The sequence below is a fragment of the Bacteroidota bacterium genome, assembly GCA_016720935.1.
GTDB lineage: Bacteria > Bacteroidota > Bacteroidia > AKYH767-A > 2013-40CM-41-45 > JADKJP01.
In genome coordinates, this window is the sequence record JADKJP010000006.1 from 19,339 (window position 1) to 45,986 (window position 26,648).

Annotated in this window: 17 protein-coding genes and 1 pseudogene; 6 read left to right on the top strand and 12 right to left on the bottom strand. The window is 42.6% G+C overall.

Annotated elements, in window-relative coordinates; all coding sequences use genetic code 11:
• The first annotated feature begins 64 nt into the window (after window positions 1-64).
• On the top strand, window positions 65-1,099 hold the full coding sequence (gene ruvB / locus IPP86_08410) for a Holliday junction branch migration DNA helicase RuvB (protein MBL0138536.1): 1,035 nt from the start codon (window positions 65-67) through the stop codon (window positions 1,097-1,099).
• A gap of 24 nt (window positions 1,100-1,123) precedes the next feature.
• Window positions 1,124-3,697, top strand: a complete 2,574-nt coding sequence (locus IPP86_08415) for a T9SS type A sorting domain-containing protein (protein ID MBL0138537.1) — start codon at window positions 1,124-1,126, stop codon at window positions 3,695-3,697.
• A 20-nt stretch (window positions 3,698-3,717) separates the two neighbouring features.
• Here IPP86_08415 and IPP86_08420 read toward each other — a convergent pair whose 3' ends face one another.
• Both IPP86_08420 and IPP86_08425 read right to left on the bottom strand, forming a co-directional pair.
• Entirely contained in the window at window positions 3,718-3,882 is a 165-nt protein-coding gene (locus tag IPP86_08420) for an Arc family DNA-binding protein (GenBank protein MBL0138538.1), read from the bottom strand.
• A gap of 39 nt (window positions 3,883-3,921) precedes the next feature.
• Window positions 3,922-4,773: an SPFH domain-containing protein gene (locus IPP86_08425; protein MBL0138539.1), complete on the bottom strand. Its 852-nt coding sequence runs from the start codon at window positions 4,771-4,773 to the stop codon at window positions 3,922-3,924.
• Between the two features lie 111 nt (window positions 4,774-4,884).
• Between IPP86_08425 and queG the strand changes: the two genes are divergently transcribed.
• Window positions 4,885-5,820, top strand: a complete 936-nt coding sequence (gene queG / locus IPP86_08430; GenBank protein MBL0138540.1) for a tRNA epoxyqueuosine(34) reductase QueG — start codon at window positions 4,885-4,887, stop codon at window positions 5,818-5,820.
• Here the strand turns inward: queG and IPP86_08435 are convergent.
• The 10 genes and pseudogenes from IPP86_08435 to IPP86_08480 form a co-directional block, all read right to left on the bottom strand.
• A complete protein-coding gene (locus IPP86_08435; protein MBL0138541.1) occupies window positions 5,804-5,989 on the bottom strand; it encodes a hypothetical protein in 186 nt (61 codons plus the stop codon). The two genes, queG and IPP86_08435, sit on opposite strands and share 17 nt — an antisense overlap.
• 206 nt (window positions 5,990-6,195) lie before the next feature.
• The gene (locus IPP86_08440) at window positions 6,196-6,774 is read right to left on the bottom strand and encodes a UbiX family flavin prenyltransferase (GenBank protein ID MBL0138542.1); all 579 of its coding nucleotides are present in this window, start codon (window positions 6,772-6,774) and stop codon (window positions 6,196-6,198) included.
• A gap of 321 nt (window positions 6,775-7,095) precedes the next feature.
• A complete protein-coding gene (gene vanZ / locus IPP86_08445; protein ID MBL0138543.1) occupies window positions 7,096-7,485 on the bottom strand; it encodes a VanZ family protein in 390 nt (129 codons plus the stop codon).
• A 14-nt stretch (window positions 7,486-7,499) separates the two neighbouring features.
• A complete protein-coding gene (gene gcvH, locus IPP86_08450; GenBank protein ID MBL0138544.1) occupies window positions 7,500-7,886 on the bottom strand; it encodes a glycine cleavage system protein GcvH in 387 nt (128 codons plus the stop codon).
• A 166-nt stretch (window positions 7,887-8,052) separates the two neighbouring features.
• Entirely contained in the window at window positions 8,053-15,312 is a 7,260-nt protein-coding gene (gene sprA / locus IPP86_08455) for a cell surface protein SprA (GenBank protein ID MBL0138545.1), read from the bottom strand.
• A 109-nt stretch (window positions 15,313-15,421) separates the two neighbouring features.
• Window positions 15,422-15,996, bottom strand: a pseudogene (ruvA, locus tag IPP86_08460) (Holliday junction branch migration protein RuvA).
• Window positions 15,997-16,365: 369 nt separating this feature from the next.
• Window positions 16,366-18,639, bottom strand: coding sequence for an NADP-dependent malic enzyme (locus IPP86_08465; GenBank protein MBL0138546.1), 2,274 nt, complete (start codon window positions 18,637-18,639; stop codon window positions 16,366-16,368).
• A gap of 276 nt (window positions 18,640-18,915) precedes the next feature.
• Window positions 18,916-20,580, bottom strand: coding sequence for a T9SS type A sorting domain-containing protein (locus tag IPP86_08470; GenBank protein ID MBL0138547.1), 1,665 nt, complete (start codon window positions 20,578-20,580; stop codon window positions 18,916-18,918).
• Window positions 20,581-20,767: 187 nt separating this feature from the next.
• Window positions 20,768-21,472 carry a T9SS type A sorting domain-containing protein gene (locus IPP86_08475; protein MBL0138548.1) on the bottom strand — a complete coding sequence of 235 codons (705 nt, stop codon included), beginning with the start codon at window positions 21,470-21,472 and terminating at the stop codon, window positions 20,768-20,770.
• Window positions 21,473-21,553: 81 nt separating this feature from the next.
• Window positions 21,554-23,215: a T9SS type A sorting domain-containing protein gene (locus IPP86_08480; GenBank protein MBL0138549.1), complete on the bottom strand. Its 1,662-nt coding sequence runs from the start codon at window positions 23,213-23,215 to the stop codon at window positions 21,554-21,556.
• A 177-nt stretch (window positions 23,216-23,392) separates the two neighbouring features.
• Between IPP86_08480 and IPP86_08485 the strand changes: the two genes are divergently transcribed.
• From IPP86_08485 to IPP86_08495, 3 genes are all read left to right on the top strand, one after another.
• Entirely contained in the window at window positions 23,393-23,926 is a 534-nt protein-coding gene (locus tag IPP86_08485) for a TlpA family protein disulfide reductase (protein ID MBL0138550.1), read from the top strand.
• 100 nt (window positions 23,927-24,026) lie between these two features.
• Window positions 24,027-25,673 (top strand): hypothetical protein, encoded by a 1,647-nt coding sequence (locus IPP86_08490; GenBank protein MBL0138551.1) that lies wholly within the window; start codon window positions 24,027-24,029, stop codon window positions 25,671-25,673.
• Window positions 25,674-25,694: 21 nt separating this feature from the next.
• Entirely contained in the window at window positions 25,695-26,639 is a 945-nt protein-coding gene (locus IPP86_08495; protein MBL0138552.1) for an Omp28-related outer membrane protein, read from the top strand.
• The last annotated feature ends 9 nt before the right edge of the window (window positions 26,640-26,648 follow it).

Sequence of the window (26,648 nt, forward strand, 5' to 3'; positions counted from 1 at the left end):
TGCCCTAAAGAAAAAGTGCACCGAAACTCCCGCTAAAGGCGAGTTCTTATACCTTTGCAATAACATGTCGACAATCAATCCAAACCTGGACCCTAGCGCGAATCAGATCCCTGCGGCAGAACGGGAATTCGAAAAAGTTCTCAGGCCTCAGGGCTTTGAAGATTTTACCGGACAACAGAGTATTGTCGATAATCTCAAAATTTTTGTTGAAGCTGCCAAGCAACGCGATGAAGCGCTGGATCATGTATTGCTTCATGGTCCTCCGGGACTGGGTAAAACAACACTGGCATACATTCTTGCAAATGAGCTGGGAGTAAATATCAAAACAACATCCGGTCCGGTACTGGATAAACCAGGAGATCTCGCAGGTTTGCTCACCAACCTCGAACCTAACGATGTACTTTTCATCGATGAAATTCATCGGCTGAGTCCGGTTGTGGAAGAATACCTCTATTCCGCGATGGAGGATTATAAAATTGATATCATGATAGAAACCGGTCCGAATGCGCGATCGGTACAGATAAAAATCAATCCTTTCACACTCATCGGCGCCACAACGAGATCGGGTTTGCTCACCTCTCCGTTGAGGGCACGTTTCGGGATTAATTCCAGATTGGAATATTATGACTCCGCTTTGTTGCAGAAAATAATTTCCCGTTCCGCCGAAATTCTTCGTATCGGTATTGACCCTAAAGCCGCGAATGAAATCGCGCGCAGAAGTCGTGGAACTCCACGTATCGCGAATGCATTGTTACGAAGAGTGAGAGACTTTGCACAGATCAAAGGCAATGGAAGAATCGATCTTGAAATTTCTCATCTTTCTCTATCGGCACTGAATGTGGATCAACACGGTCTGGATGAAATGGATAACAGAATTCTTTCGGCCATCATCGAAAAATTCAAAGGCGGACCGGTTGGAATTACTACGATAGCAACGGCGGTAGGAGAGGAGAGTGGAACCATTGAAGAAGTGTACGAACCGTTTCTGATCAAAGAAGGTTATCTCAAACGAACACCACGCGGAAGAGAAGCAACGGAACTGGCTTACAAACATCTTGGAAAGACGTTCAATCCACAGCCGGGAAGTTTGTTTGAATAGCATATCAGATAAACCTGATTTTTTATGAAGAGATTTCTATTGATCATCTTTTCTTTTTTATTCTCACAAACTTTTCTTCCTTATCAGGGAATTTATACTGTGGGCGGACTGAACCCTGATTTTGCGCTGCTCCAGGATGCCTTTGACAGTTTGATGCACAATGGAATAAATGGCCCGGTTGTGCTGGCTATACGCAGTGGAATATATTCCAACACAATGGCTGTGTTAGATTCTGTTCCCGGCAACTCAATACAAAACCCAATTTATATTCAATCCGAAACAGGAGATTCTGCAGATGTTGTCTTTGAAGGATTTTCAAACACCAACGCTGTTATTGAGATCGATCGATCAAAAGCAGTTGTGCTGAGGGAATTGTCAATTCGCAGCCTTGGATGGAGTTCCGCAAACGCTTTGCAATTTTTAAATTGTAATGCTGAGGTTGATTTGGTTCATTTAACCACACCAAATGTATCGAATACTTCAAATTCAGCAAGATTATTGACTGTGCTTGGTGGGACACTTCATCTTTCAAATGCAGACATGACCAAGGGTTTCCGTGCAATCATTGGAAATCAGGATTCTTTGTATGCGTCCCGATGTATTTTCGGAGATGATATTTCATCTACCATGTACGGTCAACACGCTTTCGTTAAATTTTATGCATGTAATTTTTTGCAAAATGGTCGCGGGAGTTTCGACATTTCAAGTTGTATTTTTGATTCTTGTTGTATTTCAAGATCTCTGAATATTTATCGAAATGATTTTCTTGAAATTTTTCAGTCTAAAATTGATGACAAATTATATTTTCAATGCCAAGGAAATTTGATTTTTCACGAAAATTTTGGAGCAGGATATATTGAAGGCTCAAGCCATGCAGATACGGTGAAGATGTATGAAAATAATATGATTGGATTTCAACAGAGCAGGCTCTATTGCAATTGGCTTTTAATGCATGATAATGACTCAGGAGCATTTGTGATCACTCCCCAGGGAGGAATCGTAGAAAACAACCGTGTGAGAACATTAGGGGTATCTTCAAGAGGTGCTTATTTATTAGTAAGAAATAATGAAGTATCCGAAAATTTATACGTTGATGGTGATAGTGTTGAAGTTTTCATTGAAAATAACCGTGCACTTCAATTGAGAATCTATCAGGGAGACAGCATTCTGATGAGAGGAAATGAAATTGGTTCATTCGAAATGTTACAGGTAAAGTTGGGCATTGTTTACAACAATTGGTTTTTTAAGGACGTTTCCTTTTTATTTACGGATAAAGTATACTTTCTGCATAATAATGTGATAGATCCGCAATTGGAATTTCTTTATTACAATAGTGTAGAATGCAAAAATAATAACCTGGCAGGTCCGGCATATTCTCCTTTTGGCTCAGTCATGTCAGATTACAATAATTATTTCCCTTTCGGAGGTACTTCAGAAGTACATTCCTTGCATGTTGATCCGATGTATCCGGATAGTGTGCATCTTCGAAATACAAACCCATTGTTAGCAGGAGCGGGAGCTCATTTAAGCAATATTGTTCCTGTTGATAAAGATGAATTGACGAGAAATGCAAGCCCGACAATCGGTGCTCATGAATTGTGTGTCGGATCAGGTTTTTATCGCGATACAATTCATGTTATGTGCGGAGTACCACAGCATCTGTCGCTTTGCGCTGTAAATAATCAGGCAACATGTTCCTGGTCTCCGGCGAGCGGACTTTCAAGCATTAATTCTTTTGATCCGCTTGTGACAGTTTCAACACCTGTTACTTATGTCGCTTCTATTTACAATGCGAGTACTTTAATTGCACGGGATACAATTGTAGTAATTCCTGATTCCATATTCCTCAATGCAGGTCCTGATGTTTATCAAATGGACTGTGGAATATCCACACAGCTTTCGTGTACATGGTTTCCCGGGGCTACCTATTCCTGGTCACCATCTGTTTATCTGGATGATTCAAGTTCTGCGTTTCCCATATGTAAACCGGAAAGAAATACAATTTACACCGTGACATGTACTGTTCCCGGTTGCGGTACTGTGTCCGATCAAATAGAAGTAACAGTTGACACAGTTCCCTATGCTTATCTGATGCTATCCTTTTATCATACTAATGAAGTAGTATTTAATTCAAATTATAGTCGGTGTGCAGACAATTATTTCTGGGATTTTGGGGATTCGTCATTTTCGATTCTTGAAAACCCAACGCATATTTACTCTGACACTGGTTCTTATACTGTCGTGCTAATTGTTTGCAATGCTTTTACCTGTGATACAGCATTAGCCGTTATTCATATTGATACACTTCCGGTTATTTTAGAAACTCCTGAAATTCTTCATCAATTCGATGATGTTAAGATTTCTCCAAACCCTGGCTCAGGTAAATTGCAGGTTAAGCTGAACTCTTTTATTAATGGAAATCTCAGAATGGAATGCAGAAGTATGCAGGGAGAATTGGTCAAAGAAAAGTCAGTAAGTATAACCAGGGGACAAAATCAAATTTACTTTGATTGTTCAGATTTAATGGATGGATTGTACCTGATTAGAATCTCAAATTCCGGAGATCAATATTTTCAAAAGTTTATTATTCTTCACTGAAAAAAAAGCGGTTGAAGTCATCAGCCGCTTTTCTTTGTTTTGGATCTCCCGCTTTCAAGCAAAGCCTTTTGTAAAAGGTATTCAATCTGTCCATTGACGCTGCGAAAATCATCAGCCGCCCATTTTTCAAGAGCTTTCAACATCTCAGGTTGAAGACGCAATACAAAAGGTTTTTTTTCAGCCATGCAGGAAGTATTAGTTCATTATGAATGAAACATTAAAGATTAATAAATAGTGCCTGCATTGATTACCGGAGAAACATTTCTGTCTCCGCACAACACAACTAGAAGATTGCTTACCATGTTAGCTTTTCGTTCTTCATCCAGATGAACGATTTCTTTTTCTGACAATTTCGCCAATGCCATTTCTACCATTCCAACAGCGCCTTCAACAATCAGTTGACGTGCGGCAACCACAGCGGATGCCTGCTGTCTTTGCAACATCGCTCCGGCGATTTCAGGAGCATAGGCTAGGTGACTGATCCGTGCTTCAAGTACATGGATCCCTGCTTTGCCCAGACGTTCATTCAATTCCGTTAAAAGCATTTCGTGTACTTTTTCTGTAGTACCGCGCAAGGTAACAACAGCGTCGTTGTCTTCCCAGTTATCATACGGACAACTATTCGCAAGGTGACGTACTGCTGCCTCGCTTTGAATATTTACATAAGAAGTAAAATCATTTACTTCAAATATCGCTTTGGCGGTATCCTGTACCTGCCACACAATTACAGCGGCGATATCAATCGGGTTTCCCGTTTTGTCATTCACTTTCAGACTTTGTCCGTTCAGATTAAAAGCACGCAGACTGACCAGGCGTTTTACGAAAAACGGATTGGCCCAGAAAAAGCCGTTGTCTTTCACTGTTCCGACATATTTACCAAACAAAGTCAGCACTCGGGATTCATTTGGATTGATCACCATGAATCCTGGCATTGTGAATGCAAAAATAAGAATGGATGGAATCATCAGAGAGGGCATCCGGAGGTTGACTCCGATTGCACAGGCAATAACACAAATCAAACACAAGACCAGCATCATGTAGCCGGATTGTGGGCGGAAGGATTTTTCAAGAATCATAGGGTTGATATTAAAATGATATCACAAATATATCATACTGAATCGAGGCTTGTCAAGTATTTTGAGAAAAAAATTTTTAAACCGGGATTCCTTGCTAATTTTGAATTCTTCATGAACGGAAAATCCGCACAAAATGCCGCCATTGTCAAAACCGAAGCTGAACGGCTTGGTTTCAGCTATTGCGGAATTTCAAAAGCGGAATTCCTGGAGGAGGAAGCTCCACGTCTTGAACAGTGGCTTCTGCAAAACCGCCATGGAAAAATGGCCTACATGGCCAATCATTTTGACAAACGCCTGGATCCGCGACTGCTTGTTCCCGGTGCCAGATCTGTTGTCTCCCTGCTTTACAATTATTTCCCATCTCAAAAACAAGCCGATCCCGAAGCACCAAAAATTTCAAAATATGCTTACGGTATCGATTACCATTATGTGGTTCGTGAGAAATTAAAGGAGCTATTGTCTGTGCTGCAGAACAAAATCGGAGACATTGGAGGACGTGTCTTTGTGGATTCAGCACCTGTACTGGAAAAAGCCTGGGCCGCGAAAAGCGGACTGGGTTGGATCGGAAAAAACAGTAATCTCATCACAAAAAAATCCGGATCATTTTTCTTTATCGCTGAATTGATTCTCGATCTGGATTTGGAAGCGGATGCACCAATCAGTGATTATTGCGGCACCTGTACGCGTTGTATTGATGCCTGTCCAACCGCGGCGATCATAAAACCTCAGGTGGTAGACGGAAGCAAATGCATTTCCTATTTCACTATTGAACTTAAAGATGCTATCCCACTGGAGATGTCGGGGAAATTTGAAAACTGGACTTTTGGATGTGATGTCTGTCAGGATGTTTGTCCATGGAACAGATTTTCAAAACCACATCATGAACCACAATTTCAACCCAAAGAGGAATTGATGAAAATGAAAAAGAAGGACTGGGAAGAAATAACCGATGAGGTATTCAAAAAAATATTTCAGGATTCGGCTGTAGAGCGAACCGGATATGATGGACTAAAAAGAAACCTTAATTTTCTCAGGAAAACTTCCTGAACGCTTCAATGACTACATCAGAATAAGCCGCGAATGTTGCGATGCACCAGATTTTCAGCAAGCGTCGCTCGTCCCTTTTCAGGATCTGTAGTGACTTAATAAGTTCTTTGCGGAATAGGTGTTTATCGAAACTAACCTTGGTTAGAATTTGCTTGGAGTATTCAAACATGGTACTAAGGTTTAGTCTTTGGTTATACTAAAGTACTTACTCAATCTTTATCTGTCAAGGAGAAAAACGGCTTTTAACAATCATTATTTTAACCGTTTGTCTTTCAGGAGAATTCTTTTTTTATGCCAAAAATGGACAAATTTGGCACGCCCCTTTGGGATTTTGAGCTTCCCTGTTTATAACTCGGGCAAATTCGGCTATCTCCTTCATTTTTCCTTTTTTTCACTCCAACGATAGGTCGAATGTTCCAATCCTGCGAGGTCCAATACGCGGTCAATCACCGTAGCGGCCAGACTGTCAAAGTCAGCGGGTTTTGAGTAGAAGGAAGGGGAGGCCGGACAAATTATTCCACCGGCTTCGGTAACTGTTTTCATGTTGTTGATATGGATGAGACTATACGGAGTATCCCTCAACACCAGAATCAGTTTACGTCTTTCCTTCAGCATTACATCCGCAGCCCGGGTAACAAGATCGTTGGAAATTCCTGAAGCGATTCTTGCCATGGTTCCCATCGAGCAGGGACAAATAATCATGGATGCAAATTTAGAGGAACCGCTGGCGAAAGGGGCGAAAAAATCTCCTTTATCATACACTTTAAAATTATTTTTCGTGTAATCGGAATTACCCAATTCATATTGCCAGACTGTTTTTGCATTATCCGACATCACCAGTCCTACCGTCTCAATCTGATCACCAAGAGCCTGTAGTTTTTCGAATAAAACCTTCGCATAAATAGCACCACTAGCCCCCGTAACCGCTACGATAATCTTTTGCTTTTCCTTCATGGAGTAAATTTAGGAATAAAGTAGGTGTGCCGGATGTCGGATACCAGATACCTGATTATTAGTATAAGGTATAAGGTATAAGGTATAAAGTATAAAGTATAAGGTAAATCCCAGCTTAATATTCAATAACCTAATAACTCAATAACTCAATAACCTAATAACCTAATAACCTAATAACCTAATAACCTAATAACCCAATAACTCAATAACTCAATAACCCAATAACCCAATAACTCAATAACCCAATAACCCAATAACCCAATAACTCAATAACTCAATAACTCAATAACTCAATAACTCAATAACCCAATAACCAACCCTTCACCCTTTACCAGCGACTTTCTTCGCCATTTTCCCAAAAACCCACAAACCCACAAAAGCTCCGATGGAATTTGCTATCGCGTCGCGAATATCGCCGCTGCGGTGAATGAAAACAGTTGCCTGCAAAATCTCGATAAGTATACCGTAAAAGATGGTCAGGAGGAGGGAAAGCATTTTGGCATTCTTATAAAAGAATGAACCGGTATTTAAAGCAAGGAAGCTCCGGATCATCAAAAAGCAGAGTAGTCCGAAAATTAGTAAATGGACGATCTTATCCGGTTTAAGCCATTGCCAGAAGGTCATTTCCGGGATTTTATCGCCTGGAATCCCACAAATGATCAGAATAAAAATTGCCCACGCGAGGGTGGGCAAATGAACACGAAGAAACATGTTGTTGGTTTTGATCAGGCACCTACGCCAATCAATTTCATATAATCAGCCGCGCTGAGAAGCTGGTCGACTTGTGAAGGATCGCTCATTTCGATGCGTACCATCCAACCTACCTGATAAGGGTCTTTGTTTACTGATTCCGGTTTTGTTGTGAGTTCTGCGTTCACAGCCAATACTTTACCGCTAACCGGCATGAACAGATCAGATACCGTTTTCACAGCCTCAACTGTACCGAAAACCGATTCTTTTTCAAGAGTTTCACCCTCAGTTTCGATCTCAACATAAACGATATCACCCAATTCACTTTGAGCGAAATCAGTAATACCAACTACGGCCTGGTTGCCTTCTACCCGAACCCATTCGTGGTCCTTGGAGTACTTCAGATTTTCTGGGAAATTCATGTATTCAATTTTGCCTCAAACGTAGCTGAATTTTAGAAATCAGGCAAACGCTTTTTTCAATAAAAGGGACGATTTGGGATTGTTGATTTTAGATTGTTGATTGCTGATTTTGTCGGGAGTCAGCATCACTCAAACCTGCAACCCGGAACCCGGAAGTCGAAACCCATTATTGCGCCAGGGTAAACCGAATACTCAGCCCCGCATTCGTATTGCTTGTCGGGTAGCTTGACGAAACAAACGGATTGTTGGAGTTGTATTCGTAGAAAGCGCGGATGTTGAAACGGTCGTTCAATGGGTAATCGGCGGAGAGTTTAACACCCAGGGTTGTACTTCCTGAGCTTGGCTGATTTGTACCTTCTACCAGCTTACGAAGAATAGTAGTATTCTTACGCATACTGAAATCAGCTTTCACTGTAAGGTCGTTACTGAGCTTTTTATTGCCTCCGACTTTGAATGGCAGCGTTACCTTTTTGAATTTATAACCCAGTCCTACAACGTATTCTATGCCGCGTACCTCGGTTACCTGGATGTTGGAATATGCCAATGTCAAAGTGCGGTCACGTTTGATTTCAAAACGTGTCTGCAGGCTGTTCTTCCAGGTCATGTCAATTCCAATCAATGGAGACAATTGCTCGGCGATAGTGATTTGCTGGATGTCATATTTCGGAATGAAATTTCCGAGTGTATCTCTGCGGATTGAATTTTCGGAAGGATCACCTTCATACAACAGGTTTTGTGAAAATGAATTGATGCTGTACGTAGAACGATAGCCATGTGACAAACTAAACGATTGAAGGAAGCTCTGGAAGAATTTCAGTTTCGATAATCCGTCATAGGTAATTCTCCAGTTTGGTTTTGGAATTTTCGGGAAACGATTGATGATCTTTTTGTCCGGAGATTTTCCGGAATAAGCGGAAAGGAAGGCATAAGTCAATACTTCCTGCTGAGTCTTACCATATCCGGTATGGAAACCGAGGGAGTCAACAGTTGAAGGAGTATTTGGATTTTCCGCTGAAAGAATGTTTGAAATCTGTAGCAGATTTGTTTTGAAATCCTCAAAATTCTTATTCGAATAATCTTTCGCGTCATTCACAAAATGAGTACTCCAGGTGAGATAAGAAATGGAGAAGTTTCCGGTTTCCGTCGGACCGTAAGAACTAAATTTCCCGTCAGCACCGGCACGGAAATATTCATTATGACTCAATGTGTAATTCCTGTTACCGCTCAATTCAATTTTGAGATTCTTGATTGGTTCCACCGATGCACGCAATGTGAGATTCTGAAGTTTCGTTGTCGTGAAGAATGAATTGAGTGTCGTATCCTTGGTCAGCCAGTTGTTCTGTATAGCCTCCGGACGCGGGTCTTTCTGACTACCGAACAGGAATCCCCAACCCGGTGCGCCTTTTCCACCGTTGAAATTCCAGTCTTGTCCAACCCAATCCGGTGTTCCCCTGAATCCGGGTAACATGGTTCCATTGGTTTCCTGGTAGGTAACACTTGCAGTCTTCACCATCATGATGAGATTTGCAATGCCTTTGAATACCGGTTCAAGTGGGGATGGGCGTGATATCCTGGTACTGTCTTTTTTTCCACCCAAACTATCTGTCGGTAATTTCACTTTCGGTTTATTCCGTTCAGCTCCTTTGGCAGGTGTGTTTTGGTTTATCTTTTTGAAATAAGGAATCTTATTGTACAGCGTCGTCATCGTGAAATTGGCATTCACCGCGATGGTCTGTGAGTTTTGCAAGGTATTTCCCCAGGGATTATCCTTGATTCTGTCATCGATCGTATCGCGATAGAGTGGGGAAGCCTGCCAGCTATAATCACTTCCGTAACGCACATTAGACGCGATCCAGTCAGCTGCCGGAATTTTATTCAACGGAAGATTATAGGTCACGTTTGCGGCATGATGATAACGTGTGAGACGTCCAAGTCGCTTGAGATTTTCTTTTACAGAATCACGTTCTTCACGAGTATCCAATCGTCCTGCAGGTTCATCGATCATCGCGTTCGCGTCAGCATTGAAATCAAGTTTAATAGAACGTGTGAGATCCCAGTTCAGACCGTAATTCCGGGTCATCGTGTAAGTCTTGATGTAAGTCGGATCAATCTGGAACGCGAAACCCGAATTGTTGCGGAGTTGTGTTTCTGAATAAGTACGGTCAAGACTGGTTCTGAAATTCAATCCGGATGGAACAGGATTGAAATTAAAGTCCTTGATCAATCGTCCCCATTTCGATTGGATAATCGGATTTGGACTCTTCTCAAAAGGAACAATTGGTTTGGATGCATGGTTGTAATTGTACCCAAGCACACCCTGGTATGATTTCGACAGACTATACGAAATGTTATAGTTGCGCTGATAAATTTCTGTGTAAGCGTAGGTGAAATTCAGATTCTCGACATCATAGATTCTAGACTTCTGAGAGTTGCCGGTTTTTGTTTTCCTTACGTTTGTGAAGTTCAAACTCTTTCGCTGAGTGTAATCAATCACCTGCTTTTTGATGGAGTCTTTGGTCTCGGTATTCGGACTTGCATCCAGTGCTTTTGTCAAAAGAACATCCGGATCGAGCGGATTGTATTGCGGGTTGATGAATGATTCAGAGTAACCGAAGTACATCGGTAATTTGATTCCCGCTTTTTCAGGAATGAATTTTCCCAGTTCGAGTGTGGTGGAGAAATCATAAGAACTCTTATCCGCTTTGTCGCGTTCACTGACTTTCTTCTCGATACTTCCCCATCCGGAAGTACTGTGGTTACCAACGAGCGACATGGTTCCCAGATCGGCGAGTTTCGCGGTCACACGAGCTGTTGCTGCCCAGCCTCCTTTTTCATCGAAGTCAGACATCCGTAATTCGTTCACCCAAACTTCAGCGCAAATTTTCGGGCCATTACCACCCGGATCTTTTGGATTCCGGACTCCAATCATGATGGATCTGATGTTGCTCAGATTCGGTGTTCCTTTCACCGTGATGATCCTGTCACCATCAGTAACGAAATACGGTGTTTGGAGAGTGACATTGTTCAGCACCTGCATCGCGTTGTTCCGGCGGAGCTTGGCATCGATTAGTTTCTCGAGTTCAATTTCCATGTTGTTCGCTTCCGGCCAGATTTCGGTTGCTCCGGTTGAATTCCATGGAGTAATGACTAACGGAATTTCGTATTCGTAATAGTTGTCGTTAAAGTCGCTTCCCAGACGAACGAATGCATGCAAATCACCATTCTGTAGCGCATCGTTGGCGCCGCGTGATTCAGCATGGATAAACATTTTCAGCTTCTTGTAAGCACGGATATCAAGCTGAGTGTTTCGGTAGGCGGCTCTGGCATCACCATCCGCAAGATCACAAACACGCAGTGAAAGGGATTGCTCATTCAAAGTTGCCAATTGAGTGGTAGAGATATCACGTTCTTTATCGATGCCCGGAGGAAGTACATAAGGCACCGGCTGACGGCTACCGTTTTCTTCGATACTCACAGATGCAAGATCAAACTGTGTGTTGCCCGGCACTTCGGGAGTCGGACTGTATTCACCGGGCTGAAGGAGGGAATAATTGTAACGTCTCCATTCTCCACGGAGAAACTCAAGTTTTGCAAAACGGCATACAACCGGTGTTTCAAAGTTTTTCATAAACATCCGTACAAAACGAATGTTTGTCAGATCCACTTCACCGATTGCTTTTTCCGGACTGCGAATTGGAATTTTAAACTGATACCATTTGATGCTTCCATTGGTATTGTTTGCAAAACGAACAGTAGATTCAATTTCGTCGGTGATATAATTTTGACCAACAACCATACTGCCCGGACGAAGATCGATCTGGTATTGATAATAATCTTCACCGGTTTCCATGTTGTTGTCACGGTTGATGTCCTCTGCATCCGGCAAAGTTGTGGCAGTTGATTGAACACCGTTTATCGTTCCGTTCGCAGGAGAATTTCCTTCCTGTCCGTTGTAACGTTTGTAACGATCCAAAGGTGAAACGTTATTTGTGCTGTAATCAGGATTCAGGAAATATGAATAGTCATCTGACGACGGGTCACCTGCGACAGAGGTGTAAGCTCCGTTATTGGTACCACCGAATTTGTTTCTGATTTTATCGAGGAAAGTTGTACCGAAAAAGTTTTGTTCATCTGCATCGATCAATCCATCTAGACCAACGTCCTGAGCTGTTCTGCTGGCTGGATCATTGTCAAATGCATTGACAATGGATTGAATGGTTGGATAGCGTCCCCATGTTGAAGAGGCTGTTGTGTAGTTGTTGGTTGGGGCCGGCAAACCGTTTTCAAAACTTTTGTGACCATCACGCAGGATGTCTTCAGAAAGACTTCCGAGATTCAGGAACAGATCACCACCGGTTCCATTGTTCGGAGAGCCGTCGGCAAATGGATCCATCATCCAAAACTGAATGAATTCAATATTGCTCGCTTCGAAATCAGATGTCTCAATCTTTCGCATGATCCCTCCCCAGCGTGTAGAAGGATCTTTCAAAGTACCATCAATATTCACCCCGGAAGAAAGGGGTAATCCGGTTGCAGTATCTACAGTGGCATCAACATCGTAATTGTATGGCCCGCGTTCATTCGGATAAAAAGCCATGTTCATACACGTAATACTCTGCGGACCGTTAGGCTGTGATTTGTTTGGGAAAATTTCCGCTTGTGGAATATCACGAACGAAGTTGTTACTCTGATCATTCGCGTCGATATCGGAGGGAGTGATACCTGGTTGGTTACGCTGGAACAGCGGGTCAACGTAATACCATGCCGTACGGGCACGGTTGAAACCGTATGCCAGATTATCCGCGAATTTTCCTTCGAGGAACATACCTTCCTCCTCCTGGCCAAGAGGTAAGCTTGCAAGAAACCAACTGCCCGGATTTTTTAAATCCAAAGGTGTAATCGCACCCTCAAAATCGTCCACATAGGAAGTTCCTGCTTTTCCTACAGCCTTGGAGTGACCGGGAACGAGCTGTGCAAACTCACCGCTCAGAGTGATTGAAGAGGTTTCCTTTGTGTTGTATAATGGTAATTTGTCGAGAAGCTTCGTGATAAAGCGCGAATCGGTACGATAGTTTCCGTCAACACCCCAAACAGTATTGGAGATTGGTTCGTCTCCGATATTTACTTTTTGTGTTAGTGGTCGTTCTGATAAGTGGAGGATGGTACCACCGATCTGGAAATCTTTGTTGAAGACATAATCAAACCTGCTACCCATCATGGTTTTGGTCTGCAGGTTGAAAAGAGAATTGCTTTCGAGTGAAATTTTAATCGGTGTATTTGATTTCAAAATTCCGTCGTTGATGATTTTCACACGACCAAGAGTATAGTCAACGGTATAGTCAACGTTTTCTGTCAAAGGAACGCCGCCTGCTGTAACTTTCACTGATCCTTGTGGTACGTTCACCGCATTCAGAGGAATATCCGAACCGGAAGAACTTTGGTAAGTACCATGCAGCGTGAACTTGTTTTTTTCCGGTTGCTGCTGCGCTGCTGTTTTTGTTGAATCGTAAAGCGCGTAATAGGCGTACTGATTCGCGAAGTCGGCATCACCCGCGCATTTATTTGCGAGGTAGGATCCGAATGGTTCACGAACCGGGAAAATGATTCTGCCGGTTTGCGCATTGATCGTGATCCCTCCGACAAAATCAAACATTCCATCAGGCTGCGGATCACCGTTTGTATTCAGATCATCAAGATTCAGTAAACGAAGCAGTGGAACACCTTTCACATTTTCGCAACCATCCTGCAGGTAATTGATGTTGCCACCCAGACGGTCATCCTGATACAATACATCCAGACGAAAATCTTTTTGCGCGATGTTGTAGCCTCCCAGAGAGTAGATGTTTTTCATCATCAAATCCCAGGTGTAGAATTTCGGAGTGAAATTCGTACTGCGAAGCAATTTGACATAGATGGCACCCGCACCGGAAGCAGTTGTATTGTTTGTCAATTCACCGACCTGGTGCACACGTCCTCCTACAGAATATTCAAAGGCAACCGCCAGCACCTGGCCCGGATCGAGTTTAGTGTTAAGGGAAACGTATCCGAGGCGTGAATTGACGGTGTATTCTGAAGGTTGCAGCAAACGGGCATTTTCAACTTTTTCCCAGTTACGTCCTTCGTTGAAGTTATTGCTCGCGCCCAAACCACTCAGGATAGAGGAGGCCTGAGAGATATCTCGAAAAGTGTTTCGGTATTGTCCGAGTACACCGGGGGCAAACAAGGAGTTGGATGAATCCGAAGGTTCTTGCAAACTTCCCGGGAATGGAATGAGCGTTTGATTGGTATCCGGCATGTATTCGCCAAGGTCCGCGAAAGCGACGATGTTACGGTTCTGATTGTTTTGTGAGGAGATAAATCCTTTTGGTGTAACCCATACTTCGATACGCGTGATGTTGATACCGGATCCGATCCTGTTCAGGTCACGAAGATTGGCATCGTAATTATCTTTGAAATACTGAGCGATGAAGAAGTGACGATTGTCCTCGTATTGATCGGCCTTAATGTCAAAGGTGGTTGTCTGCGCACCGCCTTGTACATCGATGGTTTGTGATTTACCTTTTTGCTGAGAGAAAATGCTGGTCACCGTCATGCGACCAAACTGCAACTGTGTTTTAATTCCGAACAAACTTTGAGAACCCTGAATCAGCTGACTGTTCAGAGGAAGAGAAACGTTACCGGCTTCAATTTTTTTGATGATGTCGTCTTCATAGCCGGTGTATTCCAGCTTCATTTTGTTTTCGAAATCAAAAGTTGCTTCCGTGTTGTAATTTGTAGTGAGCTTCATCTTATCGCCGATGTTGGCGATCACGTTCATCTGAATCTTTTCCTTGAAGTCAAACGTGGTGACTGTTCTCTGTTTTTCAGGAAGCGCGGGATTTTGATTCTTGGAGACGTTTATGGCAAAACTTAATTCCGCTGAACCTTGCGGACGAATGTCAATTGTATTACCTCCGAAGATCCTGTCGAACACAATACTGTTCACAGTAATTTTCGGTGCAAAAGCTTTTTTGTTTAGCTGATCATCTTCGGAAGCGCGTTGCTTCCAGTATTCCTTTGTGCTTTTGTTGAATTCATGATCCACAAATTCTTCGAACGACATGTAGGAAGGATTCCGGTAAAAGAGTTCCCCCATGTTTTCGTTGATGTTGTACCGGTTGTTATCCGGATCATAATCAACAGTAGTTTTGATATTTGCCGGATCTTTTAAATACAAAGGATTGCCCGAACCCGGATTGGAATACGGGTCGCCCATCCTGTCATGGAAAGGATAACGCAGGTTCAAACTGTCGGAATCAACGACCATAGCAGCCGGTTCCGCAAAGTTTTCCGAGAACAAACCAGCAGGTTTTTCCGCTCCCCACACCGTACTGAGCACTGATAATACACTCCCGATCCCGAAAAAATACGTCTTAAAATTCTTCAAGGCCTTGTAATTTATTGAATACTAATTCTTTGGGTAAAGATTGGATCGATATTGCCGTTTTTTAAGAAGGCACTAAAATAGCTTTTTTCGGCAAACCTTCACCCGCCTTTTAGAGTGATTTTAAGGCTTGTTTAATTAATTCTTCAACAGTTGAAACCGGGTTCTTTTTCAGGAGAGAATCCAGGGTTTTATCGACAGTATTTCTGGCGAATCCGAGGGTCAGCAAAGCTGCCATCGCTTCGTCTTTCACCTTGATATGGGAAAAACTGATGGAACAACCCCGTCTTTTTTCAGCTTCCCTTTTAACTCAAGAATGGCCCTTTGTGCTGTTTTTTCGCCAATTCCCTTGATACTTTTAAGTTTTACGACATCCTCAGACACAATACAATTTTCGATTTCGTCCACATTCATAGACGAAAGCATCATGCGGGCCGTATTACAGCCGATACCGGAAACAGTGATTAATAATCGGAACAGACGTCTTTCATCTTCATCCGCGAAGCCGTATAACGTGTGTGCATCCTCAGTTATTTGAAGGTGCACCAGTATCCTGATGTTTTCTTCGGCGGTTATTTTTGAATAGGTGTTCAGAGAAATATTTAACAGGTAACCAACACCATGACATTCCACAACAATGGATGCAGGATTTTTTTCGATGAGACGACCGGTGAGATGATTGAGCACGACGAGAGTTAGGAGTTATGAATTAGGAATTATGAGTTGAGAATTATGAGTTGAGAATTATGAATTGAGAATTATGAATTATGAATGGTGAAGAAAATTAGCCGGGTTCAATATTTTCAATCAGCAATCAGCAATCAACAATCAGCAATCAACAATCATCAATCAACAATCATCAATCATCAATTAACAAATCAATGCGAATGTACTAAAAACCCCCCAAAATACTGATGTACAGCAGTGATTTGAAAAACTGAAATTCTTTAATTACTGAATTATTTTTTAAGGTTTAAAAAATATTGATTTTGAAATAATAAAAAAAGCCGGAGATTTTGCTCCGGCTTTTATGAAAAAGTGTTTTGTGAAATTCAATTATCGTGCGCTTTTTCTGGATTGAGCATCGACTACCGCGATAGTCACCATGTTCACAATTTCTCGGACACTACTGCCAAGTTGCAGGATGTGTACAGGTTTTTTCATACCCAATAATACCGGACCGATAGCTTCTGCGCCTCCCATTTCCTGTAAGAGTTTGTAAGCGATATTTCCGCTTTCAAGGCTTGGGAAAATCAACGTGTTCGCTCCTTCGGCAGCAAATTCACAGAACGGGAAATTGTCGCTCAGCAGGTGAGGGTTCAAAGCAAAATTTGCCTGCATCTCACCATCCACCATCATGCCGGGGAATTTCTGGTGAAGAATTGCAACTGCATCTCTCACTTTTTTCGCGGTAGGATCATCAGTCGAACCGAAGTTCGAATAAGACAACAAAGCGATACGCGGTTTGATATTGAATTGCTGAACAGCCCAGGCAGTGAGTACTGTAATCTCTGCCAGATCTTCAGCGGTTGGATTAACGTTGATCGTTGTATCAGCAAAAAACACAGGTCCTTTCTTGGTGACCATGATGTACATGCCGGCAACTTTTTTTACATCGTCCTGCGTACCGATAATTTGCAAGGCAGGACGAATGGTGTCACTGTATTTTCTGGTCAGACCGGAAATCATCGCGTCGGCTTCTCCTACTTCCACCATCATGGCTCCGTAGTAGTTCCGTTCGTTCATGATCTTCTTGGCTTCGTAAAGCGTGAAACCTCTGCGCTTACGTTTTTTGAAAAAGATTTCACCGTATTCATGGCGTTTGTCTTCTTCCAGTCGCGGATCAATGATCGGTGTGTCACCCAGATCAAGATTGTTTTCTTCGATGAGCTGGCGGATTTTCTTGAGATTACCCAGCAGAATTGGTTTGGCAATTCCTTCATCACGCACGATCATCGCGGCTTTCAGGATCTTGTAGGTATCCGCTTCCGCGAAAACAATACGCTGAGGATTTTGCTTGGCCCTGCTCGTGACCACACGAATCAGTTTGTTGTCAAGACCGAGTCGTTTGTTGAGTTCGTCAGAATAATTATTCCAGTTTGTAATCGGTGATTGAGCAACTCCGGACTCTATAGCCGCTTTTGCAACCGCAGGAGCAACAGTAGTAATAAGTCTCGGATCAAGAGGTTTTGGAATGATGTAATCCATTCCAAATGTGATATTCTTTTTATTATAAGCAACATTGACAATTTCAGGCACAGGTTCTTTCGCGAGTTCCGCGATTGCCCTTACCGCTGCCAGTTTCATGGCTTCATTGATCTGTGTCGCACGTACATCCAACGCACCTCTGAAGATGAAAGGAAATCCGAGGACGTTGTTCACCTGGTTGGGATAATCCGAACGTCCGGTCGCGATGATGATATCGGGTCTCGCACTTGCCGCATCTTCATAGGTGATTTCCGGATCCGGATTGGCAAGAGCGAAGACAATCGCGTTCTTGGCCATGGATTGTACCATTTCTTTTGAAACGATATTTCCTTTTGAAAGACCCAGAAAAACATCAGCGCCTTTCATGGCTTCTGCCAGTGTATGCGCTTTTCTGCTGGTCTTGAAGAAAATTTTATTTTCATCGAGATCCGTACGGCTTTCGTGTAAAACACCATGACTGTCGAGCATCACGATGTTTTCTTTTTTCGCGCCCAGACTGAGATATAATTTCGCGCAAGAGATGGCCGATGCCCCCGCACCACTCACCACGATGATCACCTCTTCGATTTTTTTCTGAGCAAGTTCCAGTGCATTTAATAAAGCGGCAGCGGAAATAATCGCGGTACCGTGCTGGTCATCGTGCATGATCGGAATTTTTAATTCCGCTTTCAACCGGCGTTCAATTTCAAAACATTCGGGTGCTTTTATGTCTTCCAGGTTGATGCCACCAAAGGTTGGAGAAATCGCTTTCACGGTTTCTACAAATTTGTCGACATCCGTTTCGTTAATTTCAATATCGAATACATCAATATCCGCGAAGATTTTAAACAGAAGTCCTTTTCCTTCCATCACAGGTTTCGATGCTTCCGGACCGATATTTCCCAAGCCAAGTACAGCTGTACCATTTGAAATTACAGCTACCAAATTTCCTTTAGCCGTATAACGATACACATCATCAGGATTTTCGGCAATACGTAAACAAGGCTCAGCGACACCCGGTGAATAGGCAAGTGATAAATCACGCTGTGAACTGTATGGTTTCGTTGGAACAACTTCAATTTTTCCCGGCCTGCCTTGTTCGTGGTAGTCGAGTGCTTCCTGGTTGATTTTTGATTTTGACATTGTGTTGTTTTATTCTATTTAAAAAGGAAGTGAATGCATCTTCATTTTTAAAGGGGATCAAAAATACAATAAAATTTTTCTCCGGAGGATGATATATGCTTGTTGGACAGGAAAGGTATTATTTGCAGCTGAATCCTGAAAATGGATGTCTAAACAGGCGGTATTCAATAACATGCAAAGCGATCTGGATTATAAATCAGGTAATTTCAATGTTAAATCCAATAAAAAAGCGAAGAGTGATGAACACCCTTCGCTTTCTTTAATACTGAATAAAATTTATTCAACCACCAGTTTCTTCTGAGAAGATCCTGTTGCGGATTTAATATTCACCATATAAATTCCTTTTGCAAAATCTGAGGTGTTCAATTCGAAGGTATGTTCACCCGGGTTCATTGAGGGTTCTGAGTACGTATAAACCAGTTTCCCCATCTTGTCAACTACCTGCATTGTTACATCGCCGGCTTTTTCAAGATTGAAATCAATTTGAGCGCGTTGCGTGGCAGGATTTGGATATAAATCAAAAGCAAGTGCTTGAGTAACTGTTTTTAATCCGGTGGTGAGTGTCATGTTGATGTCGTCGATATAAGCGTTATTTCCCTGTGCGGAAAGAGCTTCGAACTTAATCATCACATTTGTTCTGTTGACGCCTGTGTATTGTGTGAGATTCACAGTTTCACTTCTCCACTGATTCGCTGAACTTGGAGTAAAGGCGGAACTAACAGAGCCTACAGTTGCCAAAGAAGCTCCTGTTTTGTTCCAGATAGGCGACCAGGTTGTTCCACAGTTGGTGGACACTTTAATTTTGATATTGTCATTCGATGTGCCATAAGTAGCGGCAGCGACATAAAATGTCATAACCGCGTTGTCATAGGTTGATAGATCCAAAGGAGGTAAAATCAATGCATCCGCATCACCGGAAGGAGAGTTTACGAAATCCATTTTCGCGCAACCCGAACTGGTATAACCTGCAGTACTGCGGCTCCAGCCTGCACTTTGATTGCCACCATTGATATAATACCAATTTGCAGGAGGAAAAGTAGTTGAAGAATAATCTTCCGTAACTGCCGGTCCGCCAACACCTGAGTAGATAATGTAAGACTGAGATCCGGAATTATTCAATGCGTTCCCGTCGGTTTGTCCATTCGGATTTGAAACAGTTACTGTTACGTTATTGTAACCCGGAGTACCTGCAACACCTGTAAAACTCAGCGATGTTGATTCATAGGTTTGCAATGAACCGGTCCAGTTATTTGTTTGCAAAACATTTGTGCCATCAGACAATTCAATGGTTGCAGATGTAAGTGGAGCTGTTCCGTAATTGCAAAGGCGATAACGGATGGTAACTCCGGAACAGGAAGCTGGTGTACCGTTTAAAGCAGTCATGGAATGCGTAATCCCGGCATCATTGGCCTGAGTTGCAACACTACATTCTTCACGCGCTGTATACAATGCCGCTGTTGTCAATTGTCCCACTTCACGTACCACGCGATCCGGGCAAATCATATAAATCGTAGGGAAATAACGAATCGCGTAACTGTTTGCAATTCCTGAATTATCTATAATTGGATATGGAGTGCCTGCCACCCAGTTGCCCTGAGTATTCGTTCCGGTTCCGTATAAATCAGCTAGTGTAGTTGCTCCATCTCCTTCAATATAAAAAACCATCATTTCATTTGTACCGTTGGGACCATAAGTAGTGTACAAATCTTCCAGCGCGCCTGAATTATGATAAGCCCAGCAAGGCCCGCACCATGTGGCTGAAATATCAATTACCACTGTTTTTCCCTGGTCGAGGTAATCATACAAATGATAGGTGGTACCGTTAATGTCAGTTGCGGTAAAATCAGGTGCAATGGAGCCATCTGATAATTGAGCGAATGACATGTTTGTTCCTGTGAGGAGCATGCAGAGGACACTCAGAATGCGTAGAGTTCTTTTCATTTTTTTAGATAGTAGTAATGTGTAGATTATTGCAGAATTCCTTTTCGATCAGGTAAAGTAGAATTTCAAAAGTAGAGAAAATTTATGCTTTTATCAATTGTGAACTGTCATTTTAGAGGGTAAAAGTTGGACAAAAAAAACAGGCTGTTCCGTCGGAACAGCCTGTTTTCAAGCTTTATTAAATCAATTAACGATGACTAACAATCAATTTCTTTGAGCCATATGATTTACCGTCAATCACAATTGAACAAATATAGATACCTGTTTTCAGGTCGGAAGTTGGAATCAGGGTAACGCCTTGTTTTTCGGTCAAAGGCAGTTCTTTTACCACGGAACCGAGCAGATTAGTGACAACCATGCGAGTGTCTTTTCCGCCATTGATAGCATAGGAAACTCGGGCAAATGCATCCGCCGGGTTTGGATAGATATTGGAGATATATTTCAATCCGCCGATTTCATCAATTCCTACACCACTTGCTCTGTATGTAAACGTAATGCAGGATGAATCCGCTTCGTTATCCATATCAAAAAAGCAATAGGTGACAGTACTGGTTCCGCCATGTCCGCCAGGTTGTAAATCCGCAAGCAGTGTCGTATCCGAATCCCCCGGATTCATCACAAGGTATGTTGGAGACTGACTTGTGGATACAGGGAAACAAGTGCCTTTCCAGCAGAAGTATGCGCTGTGTCCGGCTGCTGTGTCTACAATCACACGTTTAACCTTAACGAATATTGTGCCTCCGCCAATGTTTGTGACACGGGCTGTACCTGTCATGAGCATTGTTGCAGGTCCTTGCAGGTTCACGGAATCCGAAGTAACCTGTAATGACTGTGCAAATGATCCGAGGGTAAGAAGCAGAAATGCTGCGATTACGGGTAAGAGTTTTTTCATTTGATGGTATTGATTTCTATAGATCAAAAAGAAAGAAATTGAATCTTCCTTTTGACGGGAAGATTCAATTTCGATTATACTTTATTCAACAACAAGTTTCTTTTGTGTAGCACCATTGGAAGTTTTAACACTTACCATATAGATACCTTTTGCAAAATCGCTGGTGTTGATACTGAAGCTGTGTTCTCCTGCGCTCATTCCGGCTTCAGAATGGCTGTAAACAAGAGCACCGACTTTATTAAATACTTCAACAGTTACATCGTCTTTTTTGTCAAGGTTTACATCTACACTTGCACGGTCAGATGCAGGGTTTGGATACATTTCGAAAGCAACTTTCTTGCTGACAGTATTCAAGCCTGTTGTGAATGTGAAATTCACGTTGTCGATGTAAAGATTGTTACCATAATCAGAGTTCGCTTCGAATTTCACGAACACGTTTGAGTTGCCAACGAAAGCGGCAAGAGAAACGAGTTCAGAGCGCCATTGTGTAGGCGTTGTTGGAGTGAAAATAGAAGTTGAACCGGTGGTGGTTGACAAGGTCGCTCCTGTTTTGTTGAACAGGGTTGTCCATGTTGTTCCGCAATCCACACTGATTTTTATTTTCAGATTATCATTTGAAGTTGTTCCATAACGTGCATGTGACAAATCAAATGTCATTGTTGCGTCCTGAACACCTGTCAGATCCTGAGCAGGCAATTGCAATGCATCCTGATCACCGGCAGGTGAAGTCCAGAAATCCATCTTCGCGCAACCGGCTCCATTGAGACCCGCAGTGCTGCGTGACCATGTTGCTGCATCACCACCGTTGATAAGGTTCCAGTTTGCAGGCGGGAAGGTAGCTGAAGCATACGCTTCACTCACTGCAGGTCCGCCAATTTGTGGGTAAATGATAAAGGATGCTGTACGGGTGTTGTTTGTAGCTGTCGGGTCAGTTTGCCCGTTTGGATTTGAAACCGCGATGGAAACACTGTTTGTTCCAGTAACACCGGTTACACCTGTGAAAGTGTATACTTCAGTTTCATAAGTTGCAAGGTTGCCTGTCCATTGAATTGTTTGTTGTGCAGTTCCTCCAACAGTAAGTGTGAGTGTAGCAGATGTAAGCGGGCTTGTTCCGTAGTTTGCAACGCGGCAAGCGATATCAACTCCTGTGCAAGAAGCAAGACTTGGATTCAAACATGCGTTTGAATTAGTGATACCTGCATCATTAGCGTTGGCAACGTTAGCAACCGGACAAGTAGTACGCTGAGCATACAATTGAGCAGTTGTAAGCTGTCCTACTTCGCGAATCACGCGGTCAGGGCAAATCAAATAGATTGTTGGGAAATAACTGATCTCAAGATCGTTTGCGATAGTCCCGTTGTCAATGATTGGATACGGTGTACCTGTAACCCAGTCACCCTGGGTATTTGTGCCTGTTCCCTGTAGATCAGCTAGTGTAGTATTGTCATCTCCTTCGATGAAAAACACCATCAATTCATTTGTTCCCTGTGGACCATAAGAATTGTATAAATTTTCAAGCGCTCCACTGTTGTGATAGCTCCAACATGGACCGCACCATGTCGCGGATACATCGATATAAACCGGCTTTCCTGTTGCCAGAATATCGTAAAGATGCCATTGAGTTCCATTGATGTCGTTCGCAACGAAATCAGGTGCGATACAGCCAGCAGTCATTTGAGCCTGCGCAGGGCTGAACATACCCATAAAAGCTGCAACCAGTAATCCTAGTAATTGTTTTTTCATATTAAATGTAGTTTAAGGTTATCGATCGATTCCCAAAACAAAGCATTTTTCTTCAAATTTCCTACTGGAAAAGCATATTTAACCCTGCAATGAAATTTTTTACAAAATATTGACAGTGGAGTGGTTGTTGTATTGAGCTAATTCCTTTATTTGTAGTTCAAAAATCCTTCATAATCCATGAAAATCTCAATTTCTTCCTTAATTCTCCTGGGTCTGCTCGGGATCTCGTCTACCCTTGTTGCCCAGGATGCCAAAGGTCGGACATTGCCTGCTGTGAGTGTAAAAACCATGACTGGTGAGAATTTCAGTACAGATAAATTGGCCAATGACGGCAAGCCAATGATCATCGATTTTTGGGCTACCTGGTGCAAACCTTGTATTGAAGAATTGAACGCAATTCATGAAGAATACGCCACCTGGCAAAAAGAAACCGGAGTGAAACTGGTAAGCATTTCCATCGATGATGCGCGTACCATGAACCGTGTCGCTCCATTTATTAATGGTAAGGGCTGGACTTATGAAAGTTACATCGACCCCAATGGTGACTTTAAAAGAGCCATGAATGTGAACATGCCTCCTCATACTTTTGTGGTCAATGGTAAAGGTGAAATCGTATGGCAACATGTTGGTTTTACAGAAGGAAACCAGGACGAATTGTATGAAGTGGTTAAGAAACTAGCCGAAGGAAAACCAATTGGCGATACCAAATAATTTTTTTGTGGTGTACCGTTTTGCTTGTTCAGGTGGTACACCACGAATTTCCGTTTCCACGGAGAAGCTTTTACTTTCAGTTTCATTCTAATTCAAACACGTGAAGACTAAACATCTACTCCTCGCTACTTTTTTTTCTTGCATCACGGGAAACCTTTTTTCACAGGGAATTTCGTCCCTTCCGATTCATGGTAACCTTCAGTTCGATGCGCAGTATTATTTCAAGGACTCCCTGATTGGCGCTCCTGAAATACCGGAAAAAATGCTCAGCAATGGTTTTATAAATTTTGTTTACGACAAGGATAATTTTTCTGCCGGTGTTCGTTACGAAAGTTATCTCAATCCGATTTCAGGATTTGACACGAGATATCAGGGTAGCGGAATTCCTTTTCGTTACCTTACTTACAGAAACGGGGAACTTGAAATGACTGCAGGTAATTTCTATGAGCAATTCGGCAGCGGTTTGATTTTTCGATCCTATGAAGAACGAGGATTGGGTTATGATAATGCCATTGACGGATTCCGGTTGAAATACAAGCCTTATGCAGGTGTATATATTAAAGGCTTCATCGGTCGCCAGAGAACATTTTTCCAGACTGGCGAAGGAATTGTCCGTGGAATCGACGGAGAATGGAATATCAATGAATCATTCACTTCGCGTGCTTCCGCTAAAACGCAATGGATCCTCGGAGGAAGTTTTGTAAGTAAATATCAGAAAGACCAGGATCCGACTTATAATTTGCCATTAAATGTAGGCGCTTCATCAGCTCGCATCAGCATGAACAGGGGAGGATGGAGCCTGAGTTCGGAATATGCTTATAAAATAAATGACCCCTCAACTTCCAATGGTTTTATTTATAAAGAAGGACAAGCACTTCTGGTGAATGCCGGTTATACCCGTAAAGGATTAGGAGTTACCCTTGCGGCAAAACGAATTGACAACATGGGTTTCCGCAGTGATCGTTACTCAGTGGGAAATACACTGATTGTAAATTATCTGCCTGCTTTGACAAAAAATCATACCTATATTCTTACCGCATTGTATCCATATGCCACTCAACCCAATGGTGAATTTGGTTTCCAGGCGGAGGTATTTTATAATTTTAAAGCAGGCTCTCTTCTTGGAGGAAGGTACGGTACTGATCTCACTGTAAATTATTCACGTGCTCAGTCCATCGATAAAATGGCTGTTGATACTACCGGAAATCCTGATGCTATTGATCTGGGTTATAAATCGGATTTCTTTAAGCTTGGTAAGGATATATATTTTGAAGATTTTAATATCGAATTCAATCACAAGCTGAGCAAGAAAGTCAGGATGATACTTACATATATGTATCAGAATTACAACAAAGATGTTGTAGAAGGCCGCACCGGTTTCGGACATGTGTATTCACACATTGTTGTTCTGGAGATGAACTATCGTATGACTTCTACAAAAAATTTCAGAACAGAATTACAGCACATGTATACAAAACAGGATCAGCAAAGCTGGGCTGTTTTGCTTGCGGAATATTCCATCGCTCCACATTGGTTCATCGCCGGATTTGATGAATGGAATTATGGCAATGATGTGAAGAGCCGTCAAATTCATTATTTCACCGGAAATCTTGGCTACTCCCGCAATGCGAACCGTATCACTATAGGTTATGGTCGTCAGCGCGCGGGAATATTCTGTGTTGGCGGAGTTTGCAGAAATGTCCCTGCATCAAGTGGATTTACACTTTCTGTAACCAGCAGTTTCTAATTTATTTCAGAAAATTCTATCATGAAGACCTCCCTTTCGTTCTCTCTTCTCGTACTTGTTTGTGCCGGAATCTGGATTAGCTCCTGTGATAAAGTAGATGCCCCTTACCGGAATGCTGCAAGTGTCGGTGTGGTGTATCTGAATAATGATACAGTTGTCATTGATGGTGATACACTCGGTTTTAACTCTGACAATTCTACTCCCGGAAAAAAAGTACTCGCTGAAGATTATACCGGAATTTTGTGTGGCAATTGTCCGTATGCTGGTGTTATGCTCAACGATACGATTCAACCACCATACGGTGACCGACTGGTTGTCGTTTCAGTACATGCGGGCTTTTTCGCGGAACCGTGTCCAAGTGGATTGGCATGCCCGGGAAGCCAGCCTGCGGGAGCTTTCACCAATGATTTCAGAACTACAACAGGTGAAGAATGGGATCACAATTTCGGGAATTCAAATGCCGGAAATCCGAACGGACTCATTGATCGAATCGGATTCCCAACTTCACAGCAGGTAAAATCTCCATCTTCCTGGGCTACCGTCATCCAACAACGAAGCAACGTTTCAGCGCCTTTTGCCATTCGAATCAAACATACATTCGATGCTGCCACGAACCAACTGAAGATTGCTGTTCAGTCGAGAGCTGCAGCTGATCTGAATGGAAATTATAAACTCACTGTAATTCTTACTGAAGACAGTTTGATCGACTGGCAGGAATGGTATCCTCCGGTTACTCCCGAATACGACCCGGATTATGTTCACCGCCATGTTTTACGCGCAGCTGTGAATTCTGATTATGGTGAAATGGTCGCTTCCGGAGCAATCAGTAATGGTACAACCAAATTGCTTGGTTACAAATTTACCATGGACCCTGCCTGGGTCACCCGACACATGCGCATAGTCGCTTTTGTTTCCGAAGAATCCACCTATGAAGTAAAACAGGTGGAAGCTCAATGGGTGCAGTAATGCTCTCAC

Excerpts from the sequence above, each read along its gene's own strand:
- IPP86_08480 (MBL0138549.1), bottom strand. The coding sequence starts at position 23,215 with ATGAAAAAACAATTACTAGGATTACTGGTTGCAGCTTTTATGGGTATG.
- IPP86_08415 (MBL0138537.1), top strand. The coding sequence starts at position 1,124 with ATGAAGAGATTTCTATTGATCATCTTTTCTTTTTTATTCTCACAAACT.
- IPP86_08495 (MBL0138552.1), top strand. The coding sequence starts at position 25,695 with ATGAAGACCTCCCTTTCGTTCTCTCTTCTCGTACTTGTTTGTGCCGGA.
- IPP86_08475 (MBL0138548.1), bottom strand. The coding sequence starts at position 21,472 with ATGAAAAAACTCTTACCCGTAATCGCAGCATTTCTGCTTCTTACCCTC.
- IPP86_08440 (MBL0138542.1), bottom strand. The coding sequence starts at position 6,774 with ATGAAGGAAAAGCAAAAGATTATCGTAGCGGTTACGGGGGCTAGTGGT.
- vanZ (MBL0138543.1), bottom strand. The coding sequence starts at position 7,485 with ATGTTTCTTCGTGTTCATTTGCCCACCCTCGCGTGGGCAATTTTTATT.
- ruvB (MBL0138536.1), top strand. The coding sequence starts at position 65 with ATGTCGACAATCAATCCAAACCTGGACCCTAGCGCGAATCAGATCCCT.
- IPP86_08470 (MBL0138547.1), bottom strand. The coding sequence starts at position 20,580 with ATGAAAAGAACTCTACGCATTCTGAGTGTCCTCTGCATGCTCCTCACA.
- IPP86_08465 (MBL0138546.1), bottom strand. The coding sequence starts at position 18,639 with ATGTCAAAATCAAAAATCAACCAGGAAGCACTCGACTACCACGAACAA.
- queG (MBL0138540.1), top strand. The coding sequence starts at position 4,885 with ATGAACGGAAAATCCGCACAAAATGCCGCCATTGTCAAAACCGAAGCT.
- IPP86_08425 (MBL0138539.1), bottom strand. The coding sequence starts at position 4,773 with ATGATTCTTGAAAAATCCTTCCGCCCACAATCCGGCTACATGATGCTG.
- IPP86_08485 (MBL0138550.1), top strand. The coding sequence starts at position 23,393 with ATGAAAATCTCAATTTCTTCCTTAATTCTCCTGGGTCTGCTCGGGATC.
- IPP86_08420 (MBL0138538.1), bottom strand. The coding sequence starts at position 3,882 with ATGGCTGAAAAAAAACCTTTTGTATTGCGTCTTCAACCTGAGATGTTG.
- IPP86_08435 (MBL0138541.1), bottom strand. The coding sequence starts at position 5,989 with ATGTTTGAATACTCCAAGCAAATTCTAACCAAGGTTAGTTTCGATAAA.
- gcvH (MBL0138544.1), bottom strand. The coding sequence starts at position 7,886 with ATGAATTTCCCAGAAAATCTGAAGTACTCCAAGGACCACGAATGGGTT.